The organism is Rhizobium sp. P32RR-XVIII (assembly GCF_012641395.1).
GTDB lineage: Bacteria > Pseudomonadota > Alphaproteobacteria > Rhizobiales > Rhizobiaceae > Rhizobium.
The window spans coordinates 481,335-504,425 of record NZ_JABAIH010000004.1 but is presented as its reverse complement, the minus strand read 5'-3'; the positions used below and the strand labels follow the sequence as shown (position 1 = coordinate 504,425).

The window sequence follows — 23,091 nt, the reverse complement described above, 5'->3', positions numbered from 1 at the left end:
GCGCCCAAAGACCTTTAGACCGATCCTCCATATTCGCATGCCGGAGTTTTTTATGAGCGTTTCAACCGCCACGAACGAGACCGCGGTTCCCCGGACGATCTCGCCTTTGATGACATTCCTTTTCGCCGCCGCCTGCGGCCTTGTCGCCGCCAATCTCTATTACAGTCAGCCGCTGGCAGGTTTGATCAGCGCCGACCTCGGCTTCACGCCGGCGGCCACGGGCCTGATCGTGACGCTGACGCAGATCGGCTACGGCCTTGGCTTGCTCCTGATCGCACCGCTCGGCGACCTCCTTGAAAACCGCCGCCTCGTGCTGGTGCTGACCCTTGCGTCGGCTGCAGCGCTCATCGGCGCCGCATTCTCATCGACGCCGAGCCTGTTCCTCTTTGCCTCGCTGTGCATTGGCCTGTCTTCAGTTGCGGTCCAGGTCTTGGTGCCCTTCGCCGCCCACATGGCGCCGGATGCAATACGCGGCCGCGTCGTCGGCAACGTCATGAGCGGTCTTCTCTGCGGCATCATGCTTTCCCGCCCCTTGGCCAGCTTCATCGCCGAGGCCTCATCCTGGCACATGGTCTACTACGTCACCGCGGCTATCATGGTCGGACTCGTCGCCATCCTGCATACAAGCCTGCCGGTTCGTGTGCCGCATACGAGGCTCGGCTACGGCAAGCTGCTCGCGTCAATGCTCCACCTTGCCACGACGTCCCGCGTCCTTCAGCGCCGCGCGCTCTATCAAGCCGGGATGTTCGGCGCCTTCAGCCTATTCTGGACCACGACGCCGCTGCTGCTGGCCAGCCCGACATTCTGTTTCAGCCAGAACGGCATCGCGCTCTTTGCGCTCGCCGGTGCTGCCGGCGCGATCGCTTCGCCGATTGCCGGGCGTCTTGCCGATCGCGGCCTGACGAGAGCCGCCTCGACGCTCGCCATGCTGCTCGGGATGTCAGCTTTCCTGATCGGCCATTTCGCGACGGACGGCTCAACGCTAGCCATTGCCCTCTTGACGGCCGCCGCAATCCTTCTCGACTTCGGCGTAACGACCAACCTCGTCTGCGGCCAGCGGGCGATCTTCGCGATCAGCGCCGACCATCGCAGCCGGCTGAACGGCCTCTACATGGCAACCTTCTTTGCCGGTGGCGCTCTCGGCTCGGCGATCGGCGGCTGGGCCTACGCGACTGGCGGATGGACGATGGCAGCCTGGATCGGCTTCTGCTTCCCTACCTTCGCCTTCCTGCTCTTCCTCACCGAGGGACGCGGCAAGTAAGCCGCGTCTCAGCCCTCGGCGGCATCGAAACGAACTCGGGCGGCGCGAACGGCGTCATGGTTGGCTTCCGCCCAGTTCAAGAGCAGCGCCAGCGTGCCGTAAAGCGAGCGGCCGAGTTCGGTAATGCGATACTCGACGCTCGGCGGCTTGGTGGGAAACACCTCCCGCTCGATGTAGCCTTCGCGCTGCAGGTCGCGCAGCGTCTGCGTCAGCATTCTCTGGGAAATATCGGGGATCTTCCGCCGCAACTCGCCAAAGCGATAAGGGCGCGCGGCAAGCGCTTCCAGCATTAGCGTCGACCACTTGCCGCCAATCTGCTGCATCATGTCCCTGACAGGGCAATTGTTGAAATCGAGATCGCCGAGATCAATCTCACGGCGAATGCCGGGAGCCGGGTTGCTCTTCAGATTTCGCACAGCGCCGTTCATGCCGGGTGGTTCCTCTTTGGTAACCTAGAGCGGAAAAACTGCCTTCTTTACAGCCCCAGGTCAATTCCTATTTTAGCGCTGCTCTCTTTTTGAGACCACATAAAGGAGGACCTATGAGCGAAACAATTCTTGTTACCGGCGCAGCCGGCCAGCTCGGCCAGCGTGTCATTCATCACCTGTTGGAAACCTATAAGGTTCCCGCCGCCAACATCCTCGCCGCAACTCGCGATCCGACGAAACTTGCCTCGCTTGCCGCCAAGAGCGTGGGCATCCGCAAGGCCGATTTCGACGATGCGGCAAGCCTCGAAGCCGCCTTCAAGGGTGTCGATCGCCTGCTGATCATCAGCACCGACGCGCTCGCCGTCCCCGGCCAGCGGCTCAAGCAGCACAAGGCCGCCGTCGAGGCTGCGGCAAAAGCCGGCGTAAAGCACATCGCCTACACATCCATGCCCTCGCCCGACAGGTCGGTCGTCACCTTCGCGCCGGATCACCTTGGCAGCGAGAACGCCATCAAGGCGACCGGCATCCCCTACTCCATCTTCCGCAATGCCTGGTATCACGACAACTACCTGATGGGCATGCCGCATAACCTGCATGGCGGCAAATGGTATACGTCGGCTGGCGATGGCAAGATCTCGACAATTGCGCGCGACGACTGCGCACGGGCGATTGCAGCAGCACTCGCATCCGCTTGGACAGAGAGCGTCACCTACACCCTGACCGGCACCCAGTCCCTGGCCGCAAAGGAGATCGCAGGCATCGTTGGCGAGGCAGCCGGAAAGCCGCTCGAGGCCGTCCCGGTCAACGACGAGCAACTCGGCCAAGGCATGCGCAATGCGGGCCTACCGGACTTCGTTGCCGACATGCTGGTGTCAGCCGATGCGAACATCCGCGCGGGCAACTTCGATATCGTGACGGAAGACTTCAAGAAACTGACCGGCAAAGAACCGCAGCCGCTGCAGGATTTCTTCGTGGCCCATAAGGCGACACTCGCCGCCTGACCCCGACGCGGCCAGCAGTGAGATGCCGCACCCTCATCCCTGCACTTGTCACAGGGATGAGGAAAGTGAGGTGGATATCAGATCTTCTGGCCGCAAGCCCGGCAGAAGCGGCGGACGGTTTCCGCCATGCCATATTCCAGCGCATCGACCGTGAGGCCATGGCCGATCGATACTTCGGCGAGCCTCGGAATGCGCTTCACGAGCGGCGGCAGGTTGGCGACCGTCAGGTCGTGCCCGGCATTGACCCCGAGTCCGATCGCAAGCGCCGCATCCGCCGTTTTGCCAAGCGCTTCAAGAATCGGCGCGGCGCGCTCCGGTGCGTCATAGCAGCCGCCATACGGACCCGTATAAAGCTCGATCCGGTCGGCACCCGCCGCCTTGGCGAACTTCACCGCCTCGGCATCGCCGTCACCATCGGCGAACAGCGAAACGCGGGCGCCCATCTTTTTGAGCTTTGCGACAACATCCGTCAGGAAGGCCTGGTGCTTGCGGAAATCCCAACCGTGGTCGGAGGTCGCCTGCGACGGATCGTCGGGCACGAGCGTGACCTGTTCGGGTGCTGCCTCTTTGCAGAGCTCCAGGAACTCCTCCGTCGGATAGCCTTCGATATTGAACTCGGCCTCCGGAAATTCATCGTCGATCAGGTTGCGAATCACCGCCAGGTCGGTGAAGCGGATATGCCGCTGATCCGGCCGCGGGTGGACGGTCAGCCCGCTGGCGCCCGATTGCAAGGCGATACGCCCCAACCCCTCCACGCTCGGCCATGGCAGATCCCGCCGGTTGCGCAGCATGGCGATGGCATTGAGATTGACGGAAAGCGTTGTCGGCATGTCGGTGATCCATTCGATGCGGAATGCGTGGGCTGCTTTGTAAGCCAATGAACCTGCTCAGGCCAACGAGATTCGCTCATGGCTGCATGCGAATCTTTGATAAGCGGCGTTCCGGCGCGAAAGGGTGTACCACCGGAAGTATTACCAGTTTTGTTTGAAGAGTTTGCCGGCATTTCAGTCAATCCAGTCCAATGGCGTAGATTCCAGCAATCGTAACTGCGTTGCTATCGCGTTTAAAACCGATTATTTTTAGCACTTTCAAAAATGAGCGTTCGCGCATACCGTGAACGATAGGTATCGAGTCAGTACGCCGCGTACTGCTTCTCCTCGACGACTGTAATTGAGGACGACCACTCCACAGCGCTTTCGAAGCAACTGGCAAACCGCATTGAGGTGCAACTTTATGCCAGGGGGGTCCATGCCAGATGGTACCAAACGTGCCGCCAACGGTGAAACGTCGGGGTGCCGGGCGAAATACCGGTTCCTGCCGTCTACCGCTCTGCCGGCGGATTTGCCTGAGGGACCAGTGCCGATCGCCGAGATGGCGAATGCATTCGGGGTGACGCACAGGACACTGCATTTCTACGAAGAGAAGGGCCTGCTTTCCGCGAACCGAATCGGCTTGATGCGCGTTTACGGCGAGGACGATGTGATGCGGATGGCCGTCATCAACCTCTGCCGCGAATCCGGCATGCCGGTCGCCGTCATCCAGGAATTGATGGAGGAGCTGCGCCGCGCTTCCTCGCAAGACGAAGCCGAAGCGATGTTTCGCGAGGCGCTGAGTATCCGTAAGCGCGAGCTAACGGCGGAAATGTCGACGCTGCATCGCCAGTTGCAACAGGTCAGCGACCTGCTCGATGCCGATGCCAACGGCGAGATGCCGCCGCTGAACGACAACGAGGACCATAGCAGCCTTTCGGATGAGGAGATGCGTTGTCTCTCCCTGATGGCAGAAGGCTTCTCGACCCAGCGCATCGCCCGCACGCTCGATCTCAAGCACGACGAAGCACAGGCGCTCGAATCGTCGATCATCCTGAAGTTTCGCGCAAACAACCGCTTCCAGGCGATCGCCAAGGCGGTGCTTCTCGGGCTCGTCAACGTCTGACGTTTGGGCGGCGGCAGTTGCCGTTCCGCAAGGTTACCGCACGATCGTCAGCGTTTCCGCCGCACGCGTGATAGCGGTGTAAAGCCAGCGTTCTCGGGTATCGCGGAAGGCCCAGCTTTCGTCGAAGAGCACGACATTGTTCCACTGCGAGCCCTGCGCCTTGTGCACGGTCAATGCGTAGCCGTAGTCGAACTCGTCGTAGCGCTTTCGCGTGTTCCACGGGATTTCGCCTTCGACATCCTCGAACGCCTGCTTCAAGAGCTTGATCTTGGCCGCACCGCGATCCATGTCGTCGTCTTCCGGTCGCACGAGCAGGTTTATGCCCGGTTTCGTCGTCTCCTTCGACGATGTCATCACCTGCCAGAGCGAGCCGTTGAGCAGCCCCTTGGCAGGATCGTTGCGCAGGCAGACCAGCTTGTCGCCCGTCTGTGGATAGTCCGCGCCGAAGCCCTTGAGCTCGCGCAGGCGCTGGTTATAGCGTCGCCGGGTGCGATTGGTGCCGACGAGCACCTGGTCGGCATCGAGAACCAGCGCCTGGTTGACCTCGTTCTTTGAAATCACCTGCGCGGTGCCGTAGTCGCCGTGCATGATCTCGTTGCCTTCGCGCACCTGCATCGCCAGCTGGATGATCGGATTGTCGCGCGCCTGCCGGTGGATGTCCGTCAGCAGATAATCCGGTTCCTGATTGGTGAAGTAGCCGCCGCCCGAGACCGGCGGCAGCTGGCCGGGATCGCCGAGGACGAGGATCGGCGTGCCGAAGCTCATCAGGTCCTTGCCGAGCGCCTCGTCCACCATCGAGCATTCGTCGACGATGATCAGCGCTGCCTTGGCGACGGGGCTCTGCCGGTTGATGGCGAACATCGGGGCGATCGAGGTCTTGCCGGTCTCTTCGTCCTCGACGGCCTCTTCGCCGCGCGGGCGATAGATCAGCGAATGGATGGTCTTGGCATTGCTGGCGCCGCGCGAGCGCAGCACTTGCGCCGCCTTGCCGGTGAAAGCTGCAAACAGCACATCGCCATCGACATTCTCCGCAAAATGCTTGGCAAGCGTCGTCTTGCCCGTCCCGGCATAGCCGAACAAGCGGAAGAGCGGTGACCTGCCCTCCTTCAGCCATTTCGAAACGGCCTTCAGGGCTTCATCCTGTTGCGGAGCGAATTGCATGGCAGCGACTTGGCAGGATTCGCGGCCGCGAAGCAAGACGTAAAAGCGCGCGCGGCGAGTGTTGCCCTTTGACGGGCTGATCTCAGGCGGGTTGAACGCGGATTTTGCGCCCGTTAGTGTCGCCCGGCCATTCGAAGGGGATTCGTGTGAGAAAAGGCATTCAGGTTTGTCTGTTGATGGGGGCCCTCTCGCTGCCGGGGGCTGCAAGGGCCGAATGGCAAGCCGTCGAACAGATCAAGCCCTATGCAATCAGCGGAGCCACCGGCGCCGAGCTTTACGCGTCGATCGGCGAACACGGACCGGATGCAGGCATCGGACGGGCCATCGCGCATACGACCTTCAAGCTTACCTGGACCAGGAAATACGAGCCGCAGCCGGACAGGTCCTGCAAGCTGACGACGGCGCGGCCGAAGCTGATCATAAGCTACACGCTGCCGAAGCCCGCCGGGCAGCTATCGCCTGCAACAAAGGCGAGCTGGGACAGCTTCATCGCGGGTGTCGAAACCCACGAGCGGTGGCACGGCGAAACCATCAAGCAGATGGTCAAGGAGATCGAAGCCTACAGCGTCGGTCTCACCGCTGCTGATGATCCTGATTGCCGCAAGATCCGCGCCGTGCTCACGAAGCGCCTCGGCGAGCTGTCCGGCTACCAGCGCCAGCAGGGCCGGGATTTCGACCGCGTCGAGATGGGTCAAGGCGGCAATATCCAGCAACTCATTCTCAAGCTGGTGAATGGACCGTAGCAGGCGGCGCCGGTCATGAAGTCTCGCCTCCCTCGATGCCTTGTGACAGCAAAGGCAATTCCAGCCTGCGCGATATCCCGATCCCGTCCAGAAACACTTCATCGTGGCTGACAGCCAGCAATGCACCGTCATAGGCACGCAGCCCGCTCTCGACGGCAGCGATCGAGTCGATGTCGAGATGGTTTGTCGGCTCGTCGAGGATCAGCAGCGAAGGCGGGTTCGGTCCGCCGAGGACGCAGGCCAGTCCCGCACGCAACAACTGGCCGCCGCTCAGCGTCGATACCGTCTGGAGCGCCGCATCGGCCCGGAACATGAAGCGGGCGAGTGCGGCCCGGCAGGCGTTTTCAGCCGCTTGCGGGTTTATCCGCAGGAAGCTGTCGCGGATCGACATCGATGGATCAAGGAGGCTCACCCGCTGGTCGAGCATCGCGAACCTCGTCATCACTGAGACCCTGCCAGTCCAAGGCTCCAATTCTCCGATGACAAGCGCCAGCAACGTCGTCTTGCCCGAGCCGTTGGGGCCGGTGACGGCAATGCGCTCCGGCCCGGTGATATCGAAGGACAGATTGCTGAGGATCGGCTGGCCAGACCGGTAGCCCGCGGTCACCGAGTCCATCTTCAGGACGACCTTGTTGGCCGGCAGTCCGGTCGGCGGAAGCTTGACCGATAAGGGCTGCAGGACTTCGATCTTCGCGCGCGCTGAGGCTGCCTCTTCCAATGCCTGAGCACGCCGGCGTTCGGCAAGCCGCGCATTGTCGCCACTCGTGCCTTCACCGCGCTGCTTCAATCCGCCGGCGACGATACGCGGCATGTCGCCCCTGGCGGCCTTCTTCCTGCCGGCGCGATCTCTTCGTGCCTGCCGTTCGACTGTCGCCTGCGCGCTCCGGGCAACCTCGGCCAGGCGCTTCTCGGCGTCGGCAAGGTCGTGTTGCGTAGCCGCCAGTTCGAGCGCCTTGCGCTCCTGATATTGGCTCCAATTACCGCCGTAACGGGTAGCGCCCAACGTGGTCAACTCAACGATCGCATCCACGGTTTCGAGCAGTTCCCGGTCGTGGCTGATGACAATGGCGCCTTTCTGCCAGTCTGCGAGCAGATCGATCACCGCCCGCCGCCCGTCACGATCGAGATTGTTGGTCGGCTCGTCCAGTATCAGAAAATCGGGCTCGGCAAAGATGAGCGCGGCAAGCCCGGCCCGCGTGTGCTGCCCGCCAGACAGCGCGGCAAGGCTCGTCTCCGGTTGTGCATCGAGTCCGGCGCGATCGAGAGCAGCAGCGATGCGTGTCTCCAGCGTCCAGTCCGCCGATGCCAGCTCCTCGACTGTCGCCGTGCCAGCCTCGGCCCGGCGGAGAACGGCCAGGGCTCCGGCCGCGCCGAAGAGATCGGCGATCGTTTCGCCGGCTTCCACCTGGACGTGCTGGCGCAGCACGCCCAGCGTGCCGCCGAGCGCGATCGCCCCGGACTGAGGCTGGAGTTCGCTGGAAATCAGCTTGAGGAGCGTGGTCTTGCCAACGCCGTTGCGGCCGACCAGACCTGTGCGGTCCGTGCCGAAACTCAGATCGAGATTTGAGAAAAGTGGCCGGCCGTCAGGCGTGGACCACGATAGATTGGAAAGCGTGATGGATGCAGGCATGGATACGAAGTTCCCCGGTGGCAAGGCGAATTGGCATTGCGATCGGGTTGAACTCCATTGCTGCACACATCCTGTTGGAATGATCGGTCGCCGGCAATCTAGGCGACAAATACTTCCGATTCAAGGCAAAGGCGCAAATCTGAAATCCATCATTGCCTTTCAAGAATCTCTCGCTCGACATGGAATAAAACCGCTGCCTTCCGTGTCTCACGTCCGGCAAGCAAGAAAGCCTGTCGAACGTGAGGAGACACCCGCATGAAACTCGTAAAATCTGTAATCGCATTCGCCGTTGCATCTGCTGCGGCAACGGCTGCATTTGCGGCAGAGCCGGTGATGACCGTGGAATCCGCCAAGGGCAAGGTACTTGCCGGTGAAAACGGCATGACGCTCTATACCTTCAAGAAGGACGCCAAGGGCGTTTCCAATTGCTACGACCAATGCGCCAAGAATTGGCCTCCGCTGATGGCTGCTAGCGGAGCCAAGGCCGAAGGTGCATATTCGATCATCGATCGCAAGGATGGTACGAAGCAATGGGCCAAGGACGGGATGCCGCTGTATTTCTGGGTGAAGGATACCAAGAAGGGCGATATCACCGGCGATGGCGTCGGCGGCAACTGGGACCTTGCCAAACCCTGAGTAAACCGGCGTGAAGACACCTGCACCTGAAACATTCGAGGGCCAGATCCTGGCCCTCCTTCCTTCGCTCCGGCGCTATTCGCGAAGCCTCACACGCTCCGACGCCGATGGCGAGGACCTGCTGCAGGATTGTGTCGAGAAAGTGCTTGCCCGCCGTTCGCAATGGCGCGGCCTGAACCTGCGCGGTTGGGCGCTGACCATCATGACCAATCTGTATCGCAACACGCGCCGCCAGAATTCTCCCAGCATGATGGTCGAACTCGATAGTGCCGAACAGCTGCCCTCACCGGAGGCACCCGCCGATCCGCTGGAGCGCGTGCGGCTGGAGGAAGCGCTGAACAGCCTTTCGGAAGAAAACCGCGCCGTGCTGATGCTCGTCGTTATCGAAGGCTACACTTACAGCGAGGTCGCGACTGCCCTCGACATTCCGATCGGCACCGTGATGTCGCGCCTGTCGCGCGCCCGTCAACGGCTTGGACAGAGAATGACCGCCGACAATGTGATTACGCTTCGGAGACCGAAATGAACGAGCCCAACCAGACCGTGCCCGAAGCGGAGCTCCACGCCTATGCTGACGGGCAACTGCCCGACAGCGACCGCGCCCGTATCGAGGCCTGGCTGCAGGACCATCCGGAAGACGCCGCAAAGATTGCCGCATGGCAAGCGCAGAACGCCGAAATCCGGTCGATGTTCGCGCCCTACGAACGATCCAAGGAAAGCGATATCCTGCTGATCGATCGGGAGAATGCCCCATCCGACAGGCTGAAGCGTTTAAGACTTGCCGCGGCCGCCGTCGTCCTCTTTGCGCTTGGGGCTGTTGCCGGTCATTACGGCCCGCCGCTTCTCGAACGGCCGGAACTTCAACTCGCCTCGTCAGAGACGCTGCCGAAAGAGGCGCAGAACGCCTTTCTGGTCTATGCAGGCGAGGTCCGCCACCCGGTCGAAGTCTTCGCCAATGAGGAAGCGCATCTGGCGACCTGGCTCGGGAAACGGCTTTCGATCCCGAACCTGAAGGTGCCGGACCTGCAGTCGCTCGGCTTCAAGCTCGTCGGTGGCCGCCTGCTGCCGGTGGATGGAAAGGCGGGCGCGATGTTCATGTATGAGAATCAGACAGGAGAACGCCTGACCGTGCTTGTCGGCCGCAACAAGAAAAATAGGACGACGAGCTTCCGCTTCGCCTCCGCCGATAGCGTCGAGACCTTCTACTGGATTGACGGCGAGCTCGGCTACGCCGTCACCGGCGAGATTTCGCGCGACATGCTGCGGCAGGTTGCCGAGGAGTGCTACAAGCAGTTGCCGTCGTGATGCTCAGCGCAGCGGATCGTTCGAAAGCTCGATCGGCCTTCCATGCGGCGTCGCTTCGGCCGCACGCTGCCAGCTTTCCTGCAGCGTAAGGACGGCGCCGGCATCGGCAACGCCCTTGCTGACGAGGAGCGAGAAAAGCGCTGCAACCCAGCAGTCGAAATAGTCGCTGCCATCGACCGCCCGGCCAGGCTTGTGCAATTCGTTCGAAAGCGTCTCAGCCCATTCGCTCCAGGCGAAAAGCCCCCGCTCATGCAGATGCACCGTCATAGCAAAAGCCTCGGCCGCCCATGGCTCGGGAAAGACTGGCTCGCCATCGCTGGATTTCCGCAGCTGCGGTGATTGCGCCAGCGGCGATACCGTTTCACACAGGCTCAAGATAGCTCTCCCAGGCATCGATGGAGACCGTCAGCGACGGATCGGCGCCCTCGCCCCAGATCTCGCCGCCGTCGAAGACGACGGTGTAGACCCATTGCGGGTTTTCACCCTTGCCATGCGCGTTGTCGTCCGGGAACACGAACGACCCTTGCACCGCCTCGATTGTGCCGGTCTTTGCCCGGGCATAACGCGGCAGCCGCGTATGCGTCTCGGGATTGAAATTCCTGGTGCGGACCTTCTGACCGGCGGAGAACTTCGCCGGTGCCTCGGACGGCCGGTCGCAGGGGCCGCCTTTCGCCAGTACGCCCGCCACCATGTCCGCCTTCAGCACACGCTTCGGCACCGCACCGTCGTTCAGCTTATGGCCGTGAGCGATCTCTTCCTGCGTCGCAAAGCCGTGACGCTCCAGAAGCACTTCGAGCGCTCGTGTCCAGATCTCGTAATAGCTCGCAGACAGATACTCGGCAGGCGGAATGCTCTCGCGCGCATGCCGGCTCTCGTCGATCGTCCAGGCACCAAAGGCGCCGCAGGACAGCACGACGCCGAGCGCCCGCTTCTCCCACTCGGCGTGAAAATACGGCTCGTTCTTTTCGGGAGCCACCGGGCCGAATCCCATCTGCCCGCCGAGATCGTGAGGGCCGTTCATTCTGCCGATCCCGGGGCGCCGACGATCGCCGTCCCGATCATCGCATCGCGGCTGACGAGCGTTGCGAGCGCCTCCTCGCTCATCCCATCGGTGCCTACCGGACGTTCCGGAATGACGAGGTAGCGGAGTTCTGCCGTCGAATCCCACACCCGGATTCTCTTGCCTTCGGGCAGCTCTACACCGAATTCCGCAAGCACACCGCGCGGATCGATGACCGCTCGCGAACGGTAAGCTGGCGCCTTGTACCAGACCGGCGGCAGGCCGAGAACGGACCACGGATAGCAGGAGCAGAGCGTGCAGACGACGAGGTTATGGGTCTCCGGTGTATTGAACACCGCCCGCATATGCTCGCCCTGCCGCCCGGTATAGCCGAGACTGGCAATGGCTGCCGTCGCGTCTTTCTTCAGCCATTCGGAAAACACCGGATCGCTCCACGCCTTGGCCACCACATGTGCGCCGTTCCGCGGGCCGATCTTCGTCTCGTAGGTCTCGACAATCGCATCGATCGCCGCCGGATCGATCAGCCCCTTCTCCGTCAGCACCGTCTCCAGCGCCTTCACGCGCGCCTGCATATCCGAGTAGCGGTTGTCGTGATGATGATCGTGGTCGTGATCATGGTGATCGTTCAAGGTGAAGCCCTCCGCAGGACATTGATCTTAAGGGCTTCAACGCATTCCGCCAAGCCATCCATAGGCTAGTCCTAACCCGTCGCTCTGCACACTCGACGTGACGGTAGAGATATGCCGTAAGGTAAAGCAACTGGGCTAATCCCTTTGTTCCCAAGGTCCGACGGGGCCTGCGTGATATTCTCGGTTATCTCGCAACCACGGAGGGGCACTGCGATGAACAGGCTTGTTATCCTTGCATTCGCCTTGAGCACTGCATTCGCCGCTTGTGCTAGTGCAGGCGACTATCACATTCTGAAAGAGGGCGAGTATCAGATCCCGGGACATCCCTATAAATCCGCGAAGAACTGCCCGCGCACGGCACCAATCGGCAAGTTCGATGCCCGATGCGACATTCCTCTCCTGGGCTACCGCAACTTCACTGATCCGACGATCATCGTTCAGTCCGGCGGGTTCTAGGTTTTGGGCGGACGTCCGCTGGATGGTCCGCTTTCCTTCCGCTATTTCAACATCGGCCAAAGGCTCAGCACCAAGAGCACTGCCATGGTGATGTTGAACCACTTCAAACGCACCGGATCGGATAGCCACTCGCGAAGCGCGGAACCGAAGCCGGCCCAGGTTGAGACGCTCGGCAAGTTGACCACCGCAAAGGCAAGGCCGACGAGCAGGACGCTGAAGAGATAAAGGTCGGGATTCGTGTAGGTCGCCATCGCCGTCACCGCCATGACCCAGGCCTTTGGGTTCACCCATTGGAAGGCTGCGGCGGCAAGGAATGACATCGGCTTGACGCTTCCCTTGGCTTCGCTCAGCGACCGCGAGGTTGCGATTTTCCACGCGATCCAAACGAGATAAGCGCCGCCCGCAAATTTCAGCGCCGTATAGAGGGTAGGCGCAGTATGCAGCACGGCGCCGAGCCCGAAGCCGACGCCCAGAAGGAGCGTTAGGAATCCCGCGCCGATGCCGAACATATGCGGGATCGTTCGGCGAAAACCGAAATTCACCCCGGATGCAAAGAGCATCATGTTGTTCGGCCCTGGTGTGATCGAGGTCGTGAAGGCAAAGAGAACGAGTGCCAGAAACCTATCCAGCGGCATGGAACCTCCCCCCGGGACCGTCATCGACTTCGATGAGCCATCTTTGATGATCAGCTAGCCGACGGCTATTCTCTAAGCCAGATAATCATTGTCACGGTGACAGGATTGCTTGAAAGATCACGTGTCTGCTCAATCTTTGGCAGAAAACGGAAGAGATTCAGCGATGCAGAGCGACCCGATCCCCACCATCACCCTCCCGAACGGCGTCGAAGTCCCGGCTCTCGGTCAGGGCACCTGGAACATGGGCGAGCGGCCGTCGGAAGTCGAACGGGAAATCGCCAGCCTGAGAGCCGGCATCGATCTCGGCATGACATTGATCGATACGGCCGAAATGTACGGCGAAGGCGACTCCGAGCGCGTCGTCGGCCGCGCGATCAAGGGCCGGCGAGACGGCCTGTTCATCGTCACCAAGGTCTATCCTTGGAATGCCAGCCGCAGGGGCACGATCGAAGCCTGTGAACGGAGCCTCGCCCGGCTCGGGATCGACCGGATCGACCTCTATTTGCTGCATTGGCGTGGCGAGCATCCGCTCGCCGACACCGTCGAGGCCTTCGAGGACCTGAAGGACGCCGGAAAGATCGGCGCCTGGGGCGTTTCGAATTTCGACCTCGGCGACATGGAGGAATTGCTCGCCGTACCCGGTGGCCGACATGTCGCCGCCAATCAGGTTCTCTACAATCTTGCGCGCCGCGGCATCGAATATGATCTCCTGCCATGGTGCCAGCAGCACGATATCCCGGTCATGGCCTACTCGCCGATTGAACAGGGCCGCATCCTGCACAATCCTGAACTGATCCGCATCGCCAAGGCCAATCAGGCGACCCCGGCGCAGGTCGCCCTCGCCTTCCTCCTCGAACGCGACGGCGTGATCGCCATTCCGAAGACCTCGAATGCCGACCGAGCTGCCGAAAACCGCGATTGTGTTTCACTGGATATCAGTGATGAGGACTGGGCGTCCCTCGACCACGCCTTCCCGCCGCCTGCGCAGAAATCGGCCCTCGAGATGCTTTGATTTTCTCAGAGCACCGCACGCTGGCCGGCCAGGATCAAGTCGATCGCTCCGAACACAACGATCTGTCGCCATGCCGGGGCACCCCCCCGGTGCGCCGCGCAACCTACGCGGCGCTACGTTAAGGGTCAACGCAAGCCAGGCTTCCGTTCACATGCCCTGCGGACCACGATTCATTGCGGCAACGCCGGTCCGGCAAACCTCAATCAGGCCGAGCGGCTTCATGATTGCCACGAACTGGTCGATCTTCGAAGACTTACCAGTGATTTCCAGAATGAAGTGCTCGACCGTCGCGTCGACCACTTTGGCTTGGAAAGCATCGGCAAGGCGCAGCGTCTCGGCACGGGCTTCGCCGCTTCCCGCCACCTTGACCAGCGCCACTTCTCTCTCGATCGGAGGCTCCTGCCCGAGTTCGCGGGCGCGAACCGACAGGTCCACCACCCGGTACACCGGCACAATGCGCTCGAGCTGCGCCTTGATCTGTTCGAGGACATGCGGCGTACCGCGTGTCACGATCGTAATGCGAGACAGATGCGCCTGATGTTCGGTTTCGGAGACCGTCAGGCTTTCGATGTTGTAGCCACGGCCGGAGAAAAGGCCGATCACACGGGCAAGGACGCCCGGCTCGTTGGCGACGAGAATGGAAAGCGTATGGTTCTCGATGGCTGCCGTCTCAGGCGAGATGAAGTAGGCGGAGCCTGTCGGCTGTAGATGTGCATTCATTGTCTTGGCTTCCTCACCTTCGATTTCAAACGAGCTGGCGGCCCTTGGCGTCGATCGCGTTGGCGACCGCTTCGTCCGTGGCCTCATCCGGCAAAAGCATTTCGTTATGGGCCTTGCCCGACGGGATCATCGGGAAGCAGTTGGCGAGATTGGCGACGCGGCAATCGAAAATGACCGGCTTCTTGACGTCGATCATTTCCTGGATGGCACCGTCGAGATCCGCGGGTTTTTCGCAGCGCAGACCGACGGCGCCATAGGCTTCGGCAAGCTTCACGAAGTCCGGCATCGCTTCCGTATAGGAGTGCGACAGGCGGTTACCGTGCAGCAGCTGCTGCCACTGGCGGACCATGCCCATATATTGGTTGTTCATGATGAAGATCTTGATCGGCGCATCATGCTGGATTGCCGCCGACATTTCCTGGATGCACATCTGGATCGATGCGTCGCCGGCAATGTCGATGACCAGGCTCTCGGGATGAGCAATCTGGACGCCGAGGGCTGCCGGCAGACCGTAGCCCATCGTGCCGAGACCCCCCGAGGTCATCCAGCGGTTCGGCTGTTCGAAACCGAAGAACTGCGCGGCCCACATCTGGTGCTGGCCGACTTCCGTCGTGATGTAGGTGTCGCGGTCCTTCGTCAGTTCGTAAAGACGCTCGAGCGCATATTGCGGCATGATGACGTCGCTGCTTTTCGTGTAGGCGAAGGAATTGCGCGCACGCCAGCGCGCAACATTCGCCCACCAGTCGTCGAGACGGCCCTTCTCCGGCTTTTTCGGCAGCGCACGCCACAGGCGGACCATGTCTTCCAGCACGAAGGCGACGTCCCCGCGGATCGGGATGTCGACGCGAACGTTCTTGTTGATCGATGACGGGTCGATGTCGATGTGGATCTTCTTGGAATTCGGCGAGAAGGCATTGATGCGGCCGGTGATGCGGTCATCGAAGCGTGCGCCGATGCAGACCATGACGTCGCAATCGTGCATCGCCATGTTGGCTTCGTAGGAGCCATGCATGCCGAGCATCTTCAGCCAGTTCTTGCCCGACGCCGGATAGGCGCCGAGGCCCATCAGTGTGGAGGTGATCGGGAAGTCGGTCAGTTCCACCAACTCGCGCAGCAGCTTGCAGGCTTCCGGACCCGAATTGACGACGCCACCGCCGGAATAGATGACCGGACGGCGCGCATTCGCCATCAGCTCGATTGCCGCATGAATCTGGTTGAGGTCGCCCTGAACCTTCGGCTGATAGCTTTTCTGAATCGAATGATCGGCCGGCGGCGTATAGGTGCCGGTTGCAAACTGGATATCCTTCGGAATGTCGACGACGACGGGACCCGGACGGCCGGACTGGGCGATACGGAAGGCTTCATGAATGATGGAAGCGAGTTCGTTGACGTCCTTGACCAGCCAGTTGTGCTTGGTGCAGGGGCGCGTGATGCCGACGGTGTCGCACTCTTGGAACGCGTCCGAACCGATGAGCGAGGTCGGCACCTGGCCGGTCAGGCAGACGAGAGGAATCGAGTCCATCAGGGCGTCCTGCAGCGGCGTAACCGCATTGGTGGCACCGGGACCCGAGGTGACCAGCATGACGCCGACCTTGCCGGTCGAGCGAGCGTAACCTTCGGCCGCATGCCCGGCGCCTTGCTCGTGGCGGACAAGGATATGCTTGATCTCGTCCTGCTGGAAAATCTCGTCATAGATCGGCAGCACAGCACCGCCCGGATAGCCGAAGAGGTGCTCGACGCCGTTATCCTTCAGCGCCTGGAGAACGATCTCCGCACCTGTCATCTGATTGTCTGCCTTCTTGGTGTCCGTGCCCGTCATGTTGCTATTCCGCTTTGACTACTAGGATTGAGATTTATGGTCCGGAAGCCTGATTTTCAGGCATAAAAAAAGGCCCCGGAGGAGCCTATCGTCTAGCGCATGGGTGGCTATCGCCGGATGGTTACACCATCCTGCCCATGCGCTTTCCCACCACAATAAGACCTGCTGCGATTTTCATGGGGGCAAGTGATAGACAGAAAATTGCGCAGCGTCAACGCTTTCTGAAACAAAAAATCGATGTAGTCCGAGAGGCGTAGGAGCTGACTATCCCATTAAAAACAATGGTCGGAAGGATTTTGTTAAAGGATGGATCATATGATGACCTGCTAACGCAGGGAGTAGGCCGTTGCCCGACAACGACTTGCAGACGACAGGGAATGACCGCGAGCATGACCGCCGCGACAATCTAACGCCCGGGAATCGCTTCCTCGGTCGAGTCGTCGCATGCAGCGGTTCGCGCGCAACCATCGCCGCCACCGCAGAGGCCGGAGGCACCGATCTCACCGAACTCTGGTCCGTCGGCCGCCTGATTTCGATCAGCGTCGGCAGGAACCGCGTCGTTGCGCTCGCCTATGCCATGAATACCGGCGAGCACTCCTGGGGCGAAGGGCAGGACAACTATTTCAAGATCGAGACCGAACTGCTCGGCGAGGTCCGCGTCGAGGACGACGGCCGAGAGGAATTCTCGACCGGCATCTCCCAATACCCCTACCTCGGGGCGATCGCCCACCGCATCCGAGCCGCCGACCTGATGCGCATCTACGACGCAGGCAGCGGAACGACGGCGGTCATCGGCAAGCTGACCCAGGACGAAAGCATCGACGCGGCGATCCATATCCCCTCGATGCTCTCCAGGCACTTCGCCATCGTCGGCTCCACCGGCGTCGGCAAGTCCACGGCGGTCTCGCTGCTTCTGCACAAGGCGATCGAAGCCGATCCGAAACTTCGAGTCCTGATCCTCGATCCGCACAACGAATTCGCCGCCGCCTTCCCGAAGCATTCGGTCGTGATCGATACGGACACGCTCGACCTGCCCTTCTGGCTGATGCGCCTTGAAGAATTCGCGGAAGTCGTCTTCCGCGGCCGCACGCCGGTGCCGGAAGAGCTCGACATGCTCCGCGACATCATGCCGGAGGCCAAGCGCGCCTTTCGCGGGAGCGACAGTTCGCTTGTCCGCCGTCAAACGGAAAAGAGCTCGATCACCGCCGACACGCCGGTTCCGTACCGCATGGCCGATCTGCTGGCGCTGATCGATGAACGTATCGGCCGCCTCGAAGGCCGCGCCGAAAAACCGTTTCTGCGCTCGTTGAAGATGCGCATCATCGCTGCCATCAACGATCCGCGCTACCATTTCATGTTCTCCAACAATACGATCAGCGACACGATCATGGAAACCGTAGCGCAGATCTTCCGCATTCCCGGCGATAACCGGCCGATCTGTACGTTCCAGCTATCCGGCATCCCATCGGAAGTGGTGAACTCCGTCGCGTCCGTTCTTTGCCGGATGGCTTTCGAAATCGGCCTCTGGAGCGACGGCGCCATCCATATGCTGGTCGTCTGCGAGGAAGCCCATCGCTATGTTCCAGCCGACCCGAATCTTGGTTTCATCCCGACGCGCCAGGCTATCGCCCGTATCGCCAAGGAGGGCCGTAAATATGGCGTCTCTCTCGGCATAATCACGCAGCGCCCCGGCGAACTCGATCAGACGATTCTCTCCCAGTGTTCGACGCTGTTTGCCATGCGCCTCGCCAACGAAAGCGACCAGGAGATCATCCGCTCGGCAATTCCGAACTCGTCGATCTCGACGACGAGCTTCATTTCCTCGATCGGCAATGGCGAAGCGATCGCCTTCGGCGAGGCGATCAGCGTTCCAATGCGCATGCGCTTCTCGCGCGTCGAGCAGCATCTGCTGCCGAAGGCCAACGGGGCGAACGTCAAACAGTCCGACGAAGATCCCGATTCCGTCGATCTACGCAAGATCGTGACGCGCATGCGCGCCGTCAGCGGCGGGCCGGATATTTCGTCGTTCCAGCAAAGTTACAATGCCGCCCAGAGCGACATGCTGTTCGACGATGAAGAGCCACCGGAAGACAGCCTCTATCCTGCGCCAATCTCCGCACCGCCGCTCGCACCTTCTGAATCCTATAGACCGGACATGCTGCCACGCAGCTATACGCCACGGGAGCCAGCGCCCGCGGCTCCGCCGTCGACCTCGATTGACAGCCGTCTGGAAGCTTTGCGCCGCGAAATGCGCCGCGATGAGACGGCGTCTCAACGACCGGCGTTTTCGCCAGATAGCGCTGCAGGTCCGCGCCGCGAACCCGGCAGATCACTCCGCGAGAGCATTCTCAAGAAGCCGCTGAGCAGCCTCTACGATAAGGACTAGGGGTCAGGCTTACAGCCGCTTCCAGCTCTCGTCCATCTGATTGCGGAACCATGTCATCTGTCGCTTGGCATATTGCCGGGTCGCAGCCGCGCCCTTTTCGATCACTTCGCTCCGCCCCATCTCGCCCCTTAGCATGGCTGCGATCTGAGAAACGCCGATCGCCTTCATGACAGGCATTTCCGGCGGCAAGCCGAGCGCCAGCAGCTCTCTAACTTCATCTTCCGCTCCCTGCTCCAGCATCTTCTCGAAGCGTCCGTTGATGCGTTGGTGGAGTACCGCTCGCTCCGGCATAACAATGATCTTTTCGGTGCTCGCCGGATCGACAAGCATCGGCCCCGCCTGCCCTTGAAAGCGCAGGATCGATTGCCCGGTTGCCGCCACGACCTCCAAAGCACGGACGATGCGTTGTCCGTCCTGTGCGCTGAGACCACCGGCAGCCGCCGGATCGATTTGGGCGAGCTCGGAATGCAGCACTTCCGCGCCTTCATCCAGCAAGCGCGCCCGCAGGCGATTGCGAATATCATCCGGTATTGCCGGCATATCCGACAGACCGCCTGTCAAAGCCTTGAAGTAAAGCCCCGTGCCGCCGACGAAAACCGGCAACTGTCCCTTGGCGCGCAGTTCCGGCAGCAACGCCGCGACGTCTCGCAGCCAGGCGCCTGTGGAATAAGCTTCTCCTGCAGGCACATGCCCGTATAGATGATGCGGCACACCCTCCATCTCCTCCTCAGACGGCCGCGCCGTCAGGATGCGAAGCGTGTCGTAAACCTGCATGCTGTCGGCGTTGACAACCGCCCCGCCATGGCGTTTCGCCAGTTCAACCGCAAGCGCGGACTTGCCGCTGGCGGTGGGCCCGGTTATCAGGATTGCACTTGTTGCGCTCAAAAGGTTTTCCATATGGCTCTCGTTGCCACGCTTGTCGCCAATCCGTCAAATCCCGTTCTTACCCCGGCACTCGCCGACCAGGCTGCCGAAAGCGTGAAGGCACCGGGGCTCTATTGGCTGGCGGACGGCATCGCCTGCGATATTGCCCTTCGTGACGGTACGGACGCTGAGGCAGCGGAGGCGAATATTCTCGCCGTCATCGCCAGTGCCCCGATCGATCTCGTGGTTCAGCAGGCCGAAACGCGCCGCAAGAAATTGCTGATCGCCGATATGGATTCGACGATGATCGGGCAGGAATGCATCGACGAGCTTGCCGCCGAAGTTGGCCTGAAGGACAAGGTCGCCGCAATCACCGCACGCGCGATGAACGGCGAGATTGCCTTCGAACCCGCGCTTCGGGAACGTGTGGCGCTGCTGAAGGGCCTGCCGGTCTCGGTCATCGATGAGGTCATTGCCAAGCGCATCACGCTGACGCCTGGCGGTCCCGAGCTGATCGCAACGATGAAATCGAAGGGTTATTATAGCGCCCTCGTCTCCGGCGGCTTCACGGTCTTCACCAGCCGGATCGCCGCGACGCTCGGCTTCGATGAAAATCGCGCCAACATCCTCCTCGCGGAAGGCGACAGGCTCTCCGGCTTCGTCGCCGAGCCCATCCTCGGCAAACAGGCGAAGGTGGACGCGCTCATCGACATCTCCGCCAAGCTCGGCATCTCCACCGAAGAGGCGATCGCCGTCGGCGACGGTGCCAACGACCTCGGCATGCTTCACCTCGCTGGCTCCGGTGTCGCTCTCCACGCGAAACCCGCCGTCGCGGCCGAAGCGAAGATGCGCATCAACCATGGCGACCTCACCGCACTGCTTTATATCCAGGGTTATCGGAAGACGGATTTCGTCGTCGCCTGATAGCCTTGAAATTTACAAATTTGTACTTACAATATTGTAGGATATAGATGTTGGATTTCGAATGGGATGCAGACAAAGACAGGCTCAATCGGGCTAAGCATGGCGTCTCCTTCGATACGGCATCATTGATCTGGGATGATCCAAACTTCCTGATGATACCGGATGCCGTTTATGAGACCGAGCAACGTTGGCTAGCGATAGGGCGCGTTGGAGCTATGGTCGTTCTCGTCGCGGTCCACAGTATCAGGCCTAGAGACGGCAGCGAGCGTATACGGATCATCAGTGCCCGGCGAGCGACCTCGCATGAAAGAAAGCGATATGAGCAAGCAACCTTTGACTGACGAAAAGATCGCCGAACTTCGGGCCCTCGAACAACTTCGCGATGAGGATATTGACACAAGCGACATCCCGGAGATCACCGACGAACAATGGTTGTCGGCGCGCCGAGGCAACCTCTACCGTCCGATAAAGCAATCAGTGACGATCCGGTTGGACGCGGATATTCTTGCCTGGTTCAAGGATCATGCCGGCGGCCGCGGTTATCAGACAGACATCAACGCCGCGCTTCGCGAATATGTCGCTACTAGCACGAAAAAGCACGGTTAGCGGATCTTCTTCGCTCCCGCCTATTCCATCGGGACGGCGATAAACCGCAGATCGCCATTGGCCGAGGCGATCATCAGTTGGGCGTTGCGCCGGCCTTCCTTCTTCAGCGACTGCACTTTCGCGGCCACCGCATCCGGCGACTTCATGAATTCCTGGGCGACCTCGACGATCACGTCGCCAGCCTTGAGGCCCTTCTCGGCAGCCGCCGAGCCTGGAGCCACCTCGGTGACCACTACTCCGTCCACACTTTCGGCAATGCCGAACGTCTTGCGGATTTCGGGGCTGAGCAGGGAAAGAGAAAGCCCGAGCACATTCTTCGGCGTCTTGGCATCCGGCGTCACCTGCCCCTGCTGATCCGTCTGGCCGTTGCCATTGGGCGCCGGCGGCGCCTGACCCGAATCCGGCTCATCCATATCCTGGTTCTCATCCGGATCCGGGTTGATCACACCATCCGGAGAGCCGTCGGCATCAGCGTCGGCGGCGGCAGCCTCGTCGCTGTCTTCAAGACGGCCGAGCGTCACCTTGACGGTCTGCTCCTTGCCATCGCGCAATACGACGACGTCCACTTCCTTGCCAACCGGGCTTTCCGCCACGACGCGCGGCAGGTCACGCATCTCGTTGACGGGCTTGCCGTCGAATTTCAGGATGACGTCGCCGGCCTTGATCGAACCATTATCGACCGGGCCTCCCTTGATGACGCCGGCGACGAGTGCGCCTTTGGCGGTATCGAGGCCCAGGCTGTCGGCCACATCATCGGTGACCGGCTGGATGCGCACGCCGAGCCAACCGCGGCGAGTTTCTCCGAACTCACGAAGCTGACCGACCACGCCTGCGGCAAGTTCCGACGGCACCGAGAAACCAATGCCGATCGAGCCGCCGCTGGGCGAAATGATCGCCGTGTTGATGCCGATGACCTCGCCCTTCATGTTGAAGAGCGGACCGCCCGAATTGCCCTTGTTGATAGCCGCATCCGTTTGAATGAAGTTGTCGTAGGGACCGGCGTTGATGTTGCGGCCGCGGCCGGAAATGACGCCGACGGTCACCGAACCGCCGAAGCCGAACGGATTGCCGATCGCCATCACCCAGTCGCCGATGCGCATGACGCTGGAATCACCGAATTTGACGGCAGTCAGCGGCGCCTTCGGCTCAACCTTCAGTACCGAAAGATCGGTCTTCGTATCGGTTCCGATCAGCTTCGCCTTCAGCTTGGTACCATTGGCGAAATTGACCTCGATGTCGTCTGCACCCTCGATCACGTGGTTGTTGGTGACGATGTAACCCGAGGGATCGATTACGAAACCGGAACCGAGCGAGCTGACATTGTGATTGGCTCCCTTGCCGCCCTGCTGCTTGTTGAAGAAGTCGTTGAAGAATTCCTGGAACGGAGAGCCATCCGGGGCGCGTGGCGCGGGACCAACACCCTCGTCGTCCTTGACATTCTGCGATGTGGAAATGTTCACCACCGCGTCGAGAAGCCCTTGAGCCAGATCAGCGACAGAAGCCGGACCATTCGTCGGCGGCGTGTTCTGCGCTTCCGCGGCGCCACCAAGAACAATGCTAGTCAGAAGGGCAACCCCGGCCAGGAGAGCGAGTGATCGTCTGAAGGTCGGGCGTGTCGTGGGGGCCATCAAGCTTCCTCTTTTAGGTCAAAGCTGCAGTCTCACCACCAACATAGGGCGGAATGATGGAGGGTGAAATCACCTTTTCGCGAATTCCCGCGCATTCTGCGTCAGCCTCTGATGAGCCAGACGAGCACGACGCCCAGCGCGATGGCGGCAAGTCCGAAGACGCGAAGCTGGCGCTCCGGTATCGACGGAAGCAGCCGGGCCATGTCGACAAGAAAACGAGGGGCCAGTGCGTAGACCAGCCCCTCGATGATGAGAAGAAATGCGATTCCGGTCAGGAAATCCTGCATCCGG

At 61.1% G+C, this 23,091-nt stretch carries 26 protein-coding genes; 13 read left to right on the top strand and 13 right to left on the bottom strand.

Going from position 1 to position 23,091, the window contains the following annotated elements; translation table 11 throughout:
- Positions 1 to 52 precede the first annotated feature (52 nt).
- Positions 53 to 1,261 carry an MFS transporter gene (locus HGP14_RS15650; RefSeq protein ID WP_168830781.1) on the top strand — a complete coding sequence of 403 codons (1,209 nt, stop codon included), beginning with the start codon at positions 53 to 55 and terminating at the stop codon, positions 1,259 to 1,261.
- Between the two features lie 8 nt (positions 1,262 to 1,269).
- Here HGP14_RS15650 and HGP14_RS15645 read toward each other — a convergent pair whose 3' ends face one another.
- Positions 1,270 to 1,689, bottom strand: coding sequence for a helix-turn-helix domain-containing protein (locus HGP14_RS15645; protein ID WP_168830780.1), 420 nt, complete (start codon positions 1,687 to 1,689; stop codon positions 1,270 to 1,272).
- A 113-nt stretch (positions 1,690 to 1,802) separates the two neighbouring features.
- Between HGP14_RS15645 and HGP14_RS15640 the strand changes: the two genes are divergently transcribed.
- A complete protein-coding gene (locus HGP14_RS15640; RefSeq protein ID WP_168830779.1) occupies positions 1,803 to 2,690 on the top strand; it encodes an SDR family oxidoreductase in 888 nt (295 codons plus the stop codon).
- A 77-nt stretch (positions 2,691 to 2,767) separates the two neighbouring features.
- On the opposite strand, the gene HGP14_RS15635 is transcribed toward HGP14_RS15640, so the two are convergent.
- Positions 2,768 to 3,520, bottom strand: coding sequence for a pyridoxine 5'-phosphate synthase (locus HGP14_RS15635; protein ID WP_168830850.1), 753 nt, complete (start codon positions 3,518 to 3,520; stop codon positions 2,768 to 2,770).
- Positions 3,521 to 3,938: 418 nt separating this feature from the next.
- On the opposite strand from HGP14_RS15635, the gene HGP14_RS15630 reads away from it, so the two are divergent.
- On the top strand, positions 3,939 to 4,625 hold the full coding sequence (locus HGP14_RS15630) for a MerR family transcriptional regulator (RefSeq protein ID WP_168830778.1): 687 nt from the start codon (positions 3,939 to 3,941) through the stop codon (positions 4,623 to 4,625).
- 33 nt (positions 4,626 to 4,658) lie between these two features.
- Here the strand turns inward: HGP14_RS15630 and HGP14_RS15625 are convergent, their stop codons facing one another.
- Entirely contained in the window at positions 4,659 to 5,786 is a 1,128-nt protein-coding gene (locus tag HGP14_RS15625) for an ATP-dependent RecD-like DNA helicase (RefSeq protein ID WP_168830777.1), read from the bottom strand.
- 176 nt (positions 5,787 to 5,962) lie between these two features.
- On the opposite strand from HGP14_RS15625, the gene HGP14_RS15620 reads away from it, so the two are divergent.
- Complete coding sequence (locus tag HGP14_RS15620) at positions 5,963 to 6,529, top strand: DUF922 domain-containing Zn-dependent protease (RefSeq protein WP_168830849.1); 567 nt, start codon at positions 5,963 to 5,965, stop codon at positions 6,527 to 6,529.
- Between the two features lie 13 nt (positions 6,530 to 6,542).
- Here HGP14_RS15620 and HGP14_RS15615 read toward each other — a convergent pair whose 3' ends face one another.
- Positions 6,543 to 8,159 carry an ABC-F family ATP-binding cassette domain-containing protein gene (locus HGP14_RS15615; RefSeq protein WP_168830776.1) on the bottom strand — a complete coding sequence of 539 codons (1,617 nt, stop codon included), beginning with the start codon at positions 8,157 to 8,159 and terminating at the stop codon, positions 6,543 to 6,545.
- Positions 8,160 to 8,414: 255 nt separating this feature from the next.
- Between HGP14_RS15615 and HGP14_RS15610 the strand changes: the two genes are divergently transcribed.
- Genes HGP14_RS15610 through HGP14_RS15600 form a run of 3 tightly spaced genes read left to right on the top strand, consistent with a single transcriptional unit; the run spans position 8,415 to position 10,100 of the window.
- Positions 8,415 to 8,795 (top strand): hypothetical protein, encoded by a 381-nt coding sequence (locus HGP14_RS15610; RefSeq protein WP_168830775.1) that lies wholly within the window; start codon positions 8,415 to 8,417, stop codon positions 8,793 to 8,795.
- A 10-nt stretch (positions 8,796 to 8,805) separates the two neighbouring features.
- Positions 8,806 to 9,321: an RNA polymerase sigma factor gene (locus HGP14_RS15605; RefSeq protein ID WP_168830774.1), complete on the top strand. Its 516-nt coding sequence runs from the start codon at positions 8,806 to 8,808 to the stop codon at positions 9,319 to 9,321.
- Positions 9,318 to 10,100: an anti-sigma factor gene (locus HGP14_RS15600; RefSeq protein ID WP_168830773.1), complete on the top strand. Its 783-nt coding sequence runs from the start codon at positions 9,318 to 9,320 to the stop codon at positions 10,098 to 10,100. Before HGP14_RS15605 ends, HGP14_RS15600 begins: the two co-directional genes overlap by 4 nt.
- A gap of 3 nt (positions 10,101 to 10,103) precedes the next feature.
- On the opposite strand, the gene HGP14_RS15595 is transcribed toward HGP14_RS15600, so the two are convergent.
- The 3 genes from HGP14_RS15595 to nthA are packed head-to-tail and all read right to left on the bottom strand — an operon-like array spanning position 10,104 to position 11,693.
- On the bottom strand, positions 10,104 to 10,475 hold the full coding sequence (locus HGP14_RS15595; RefSeq protein ID WP_168830772.1) for a nitrile hydratase accessory protein: 372 nt from the start codon (positions 10,473 to 10,475) through the stop codon (positions 10,104 to 10,106).
- Entirely contained in the window at positions 10,462 to 11,121 is a 660-nt protein-coding gene (gene nthB / locus HGP14_RS15590) for a nitrile hydratase subunit beta (RefSeq protein ID WP_168830771.1), read from the bottom strand. The genes HGP14_RS15595 and nthB overlap by 14 nt, the downstream gene beginning before the upstream one ends.
- Complete coding sequence (nthA, locus tag HGP14_RS15585) at positions 11,118 to 11,693, bottom strand: nitrile hydratase subunit alpha (protein ID WP_409527081.1); 576 nt, start codon at positions 11,691 to 11,693, stop codon at positions 11,118 to 11,120. The genes nthB and nthA overlap by 4 nt, the downstream gene beginning before the upstream one ends.
- Positions 11,694 to 11,963: 270 nt before the next feature.
- Between nthA and HGP14_RS15580 the strand changes: the two genes are divergently transcribed.
- Complete coding sequence (locus tag HGP14_RS15580; RefSeq protein ID WP_168830328.1) at positions 11,964 to 12,206, top strand: hypothetical protein; 243 nt, start codon at positions 11,964 to 11,966, stop codon at positions 12,204 to 12,206.
- Between the two features lie 41 nt (positions 12,207 to 12,247).
- Here the strand turns inward: HGP14_RS15580 and HGP14_RS15575 are convergent, their stop codons facing one another.
- Complete coding sequence (locus tag HGP14_RS15575) at positions 12,248 to 12,841, bottom strand: LysE family translocator (RefSeq protein ID WP_168830769.1); 594 nt, start codon at positions 12,839 to 12,841, stop codon at positions 12,248 to 12,250.
- A 163-nt stretch (positions 12,842 to 13,004) separates the two neighbouring features.
- On the opposite strand from HGP14_RS15575, the gene HGP14_RS15570 reads away from it, so the two are divergent.
- A complete protein-coding gene (locus tag HGP14_RS15570) occupies positions 13,005 to 13,853 on the top strand; it encodes an aldo/keto reductase (RefSeq protein ID WP_168830768.1) in 849 nt (282 codons plus the stop codon).
- Between the two features lie 147 nt (positions 13,854 to 14,000).
- On the opposite strand, the gene ilvN is transcribed toward HGP14_RS15570, so the two are convergent.
- Both ilvN and HGP14_RS15560 read right to left on the bottom strand, forming a co-directional pair.
- Entirely contained in the window at positions 14,001 to 14,573 is a 573-nt protein-coding gene (ilvN, locus tag HGP14_RS15565; RefSeq protein ID WP_168830767.1) for an acetolactate synthase small subunit, read from the bottom strand.
- A 25-nt stretch (positions 14,574 to 14,598) separates the two neighbouring features.
- The gene (locus tag HGP14_RS15560; protein ID WP_168830766.1) at positions 14,599 to 16,392 is read right to left on the bottom strand and encodes an acetolactate synthase 3 large subunit; all 1,794 of its coding nucleotides are present in this window, start codon (positions 16,390 to 16,392) and stop codon (positions 14,599 to 14,601) included.
- Positions 16,393 to 16,738: 346 nt separating this feature from the next.
- Here HGP14_RS15560 and HGP14_RS15555 point away from each other — a divergent pair, with 346 nt between their 5' ends.
- Positions 16,739 to 18,778, top strand: coding sequence for an ATP-binding protein (locus HGP14_RS15555; RefSeq protein ID WP_168830765.1), 2,040 nt, complete (start codon positions 16,739 to 16,741; stop codon positions 18,776 to 18,778).
- Between the two features lie 9 nt (positions 18,779 to 18,787).
- Here the strand turns inward: HGP14_RS15555 and miaA are convergent, their stop codons facing one another.
- Positions 18,788 to 19,675 (bottom strand): tRNA (adenosine(37)-N6)-dimethylallyltransferase MiaA, encoded by an 888-nt coding sequence (gene miaA, locus HGP14_RS15550; protein WP_168830764.1) that lies wholly within the window; start codon positions 19,673 to 19,675, stop codon positions 18,788 to 18,790.
- Here miaA and serB point away from each other — a divergent pair, their 5' ends adjacent.
- Genes serB through HGP14_RS15535 form a run of 3 tightly spaced genes read left to right on the top strand, consistent with a single transcriptional unit; the run spans position 19,676 to position 21,172 of the window.
- Entirely contained in the window at positions 19,676 to 20,566 is an 891-nt protein-coding gene (serB, locus tag HGP14_RS15545) for a phosphoserine phosphatase SerB (protein ID WP_168830763.1), read from the top strand.
- Between the two features lie 47 nt (positions 20,567 to 20,613).
- Positions 20,614 to 20,907 carry a BrnT family toxin gene (locus HGP14_RS15540; protein WP_168830762.1) on the top strand — a complete coding sequence of 98 codons (294 nt, stop codon included), beginning with the start codon at positions 20,614 to 20,616 and terminating at the stop codon, positions 20,905 to 20,907.
- Positions 20,885 to 21,172, top strand: a complete 288-nt coding sequence (locus HGP14_RS15535; protein WP_168830761.1) for a BrnA antitoxin family protein — start codon at positions 20,885 to 20,887, stop codon at positions 21,170 to 21,172. The genes HGP14_RS15540 and HGP14_RS15535 overlap by 23 nt, the downstream gene beginning before the upstream one ends.
- Positions 21,173 to 21,192: 20 nt before the next feature.
- On the opposite strand, the gene HGP14_RS15530 is transcribed toward HGP14_RS15535, so the two are convergent.
- Positions 21,193 to 22,800: a Do family serine endopeptidase gene (locus HGP14_RS15530; RefSeq protein WP_168830760.1), complete on the bottom strand. Its 1,608-nt coding sequence runs from the start codon at positions 22,798 to 22,800 to the stop codon at positions 21,193 to 21,195.
- A gap of 101 nt (positions 22,801 to 22,901) precedes the next feature.
- The gene (locus HGP14_RS15525; RefSeq protein ID WP_168830759.1) at positions 22,902 to 23,087 is read right to left on the bottom strand and encodes a DUF2065 domain-containing protein; all 186 of its coding nucleotides are present in this window, start codon (positions 23,085 to 23,087) and stop codon (positions 22,902 to 22,904) included.
- Positions 23,088 to 23,091 lie beyond the last annotated feature (4 nt).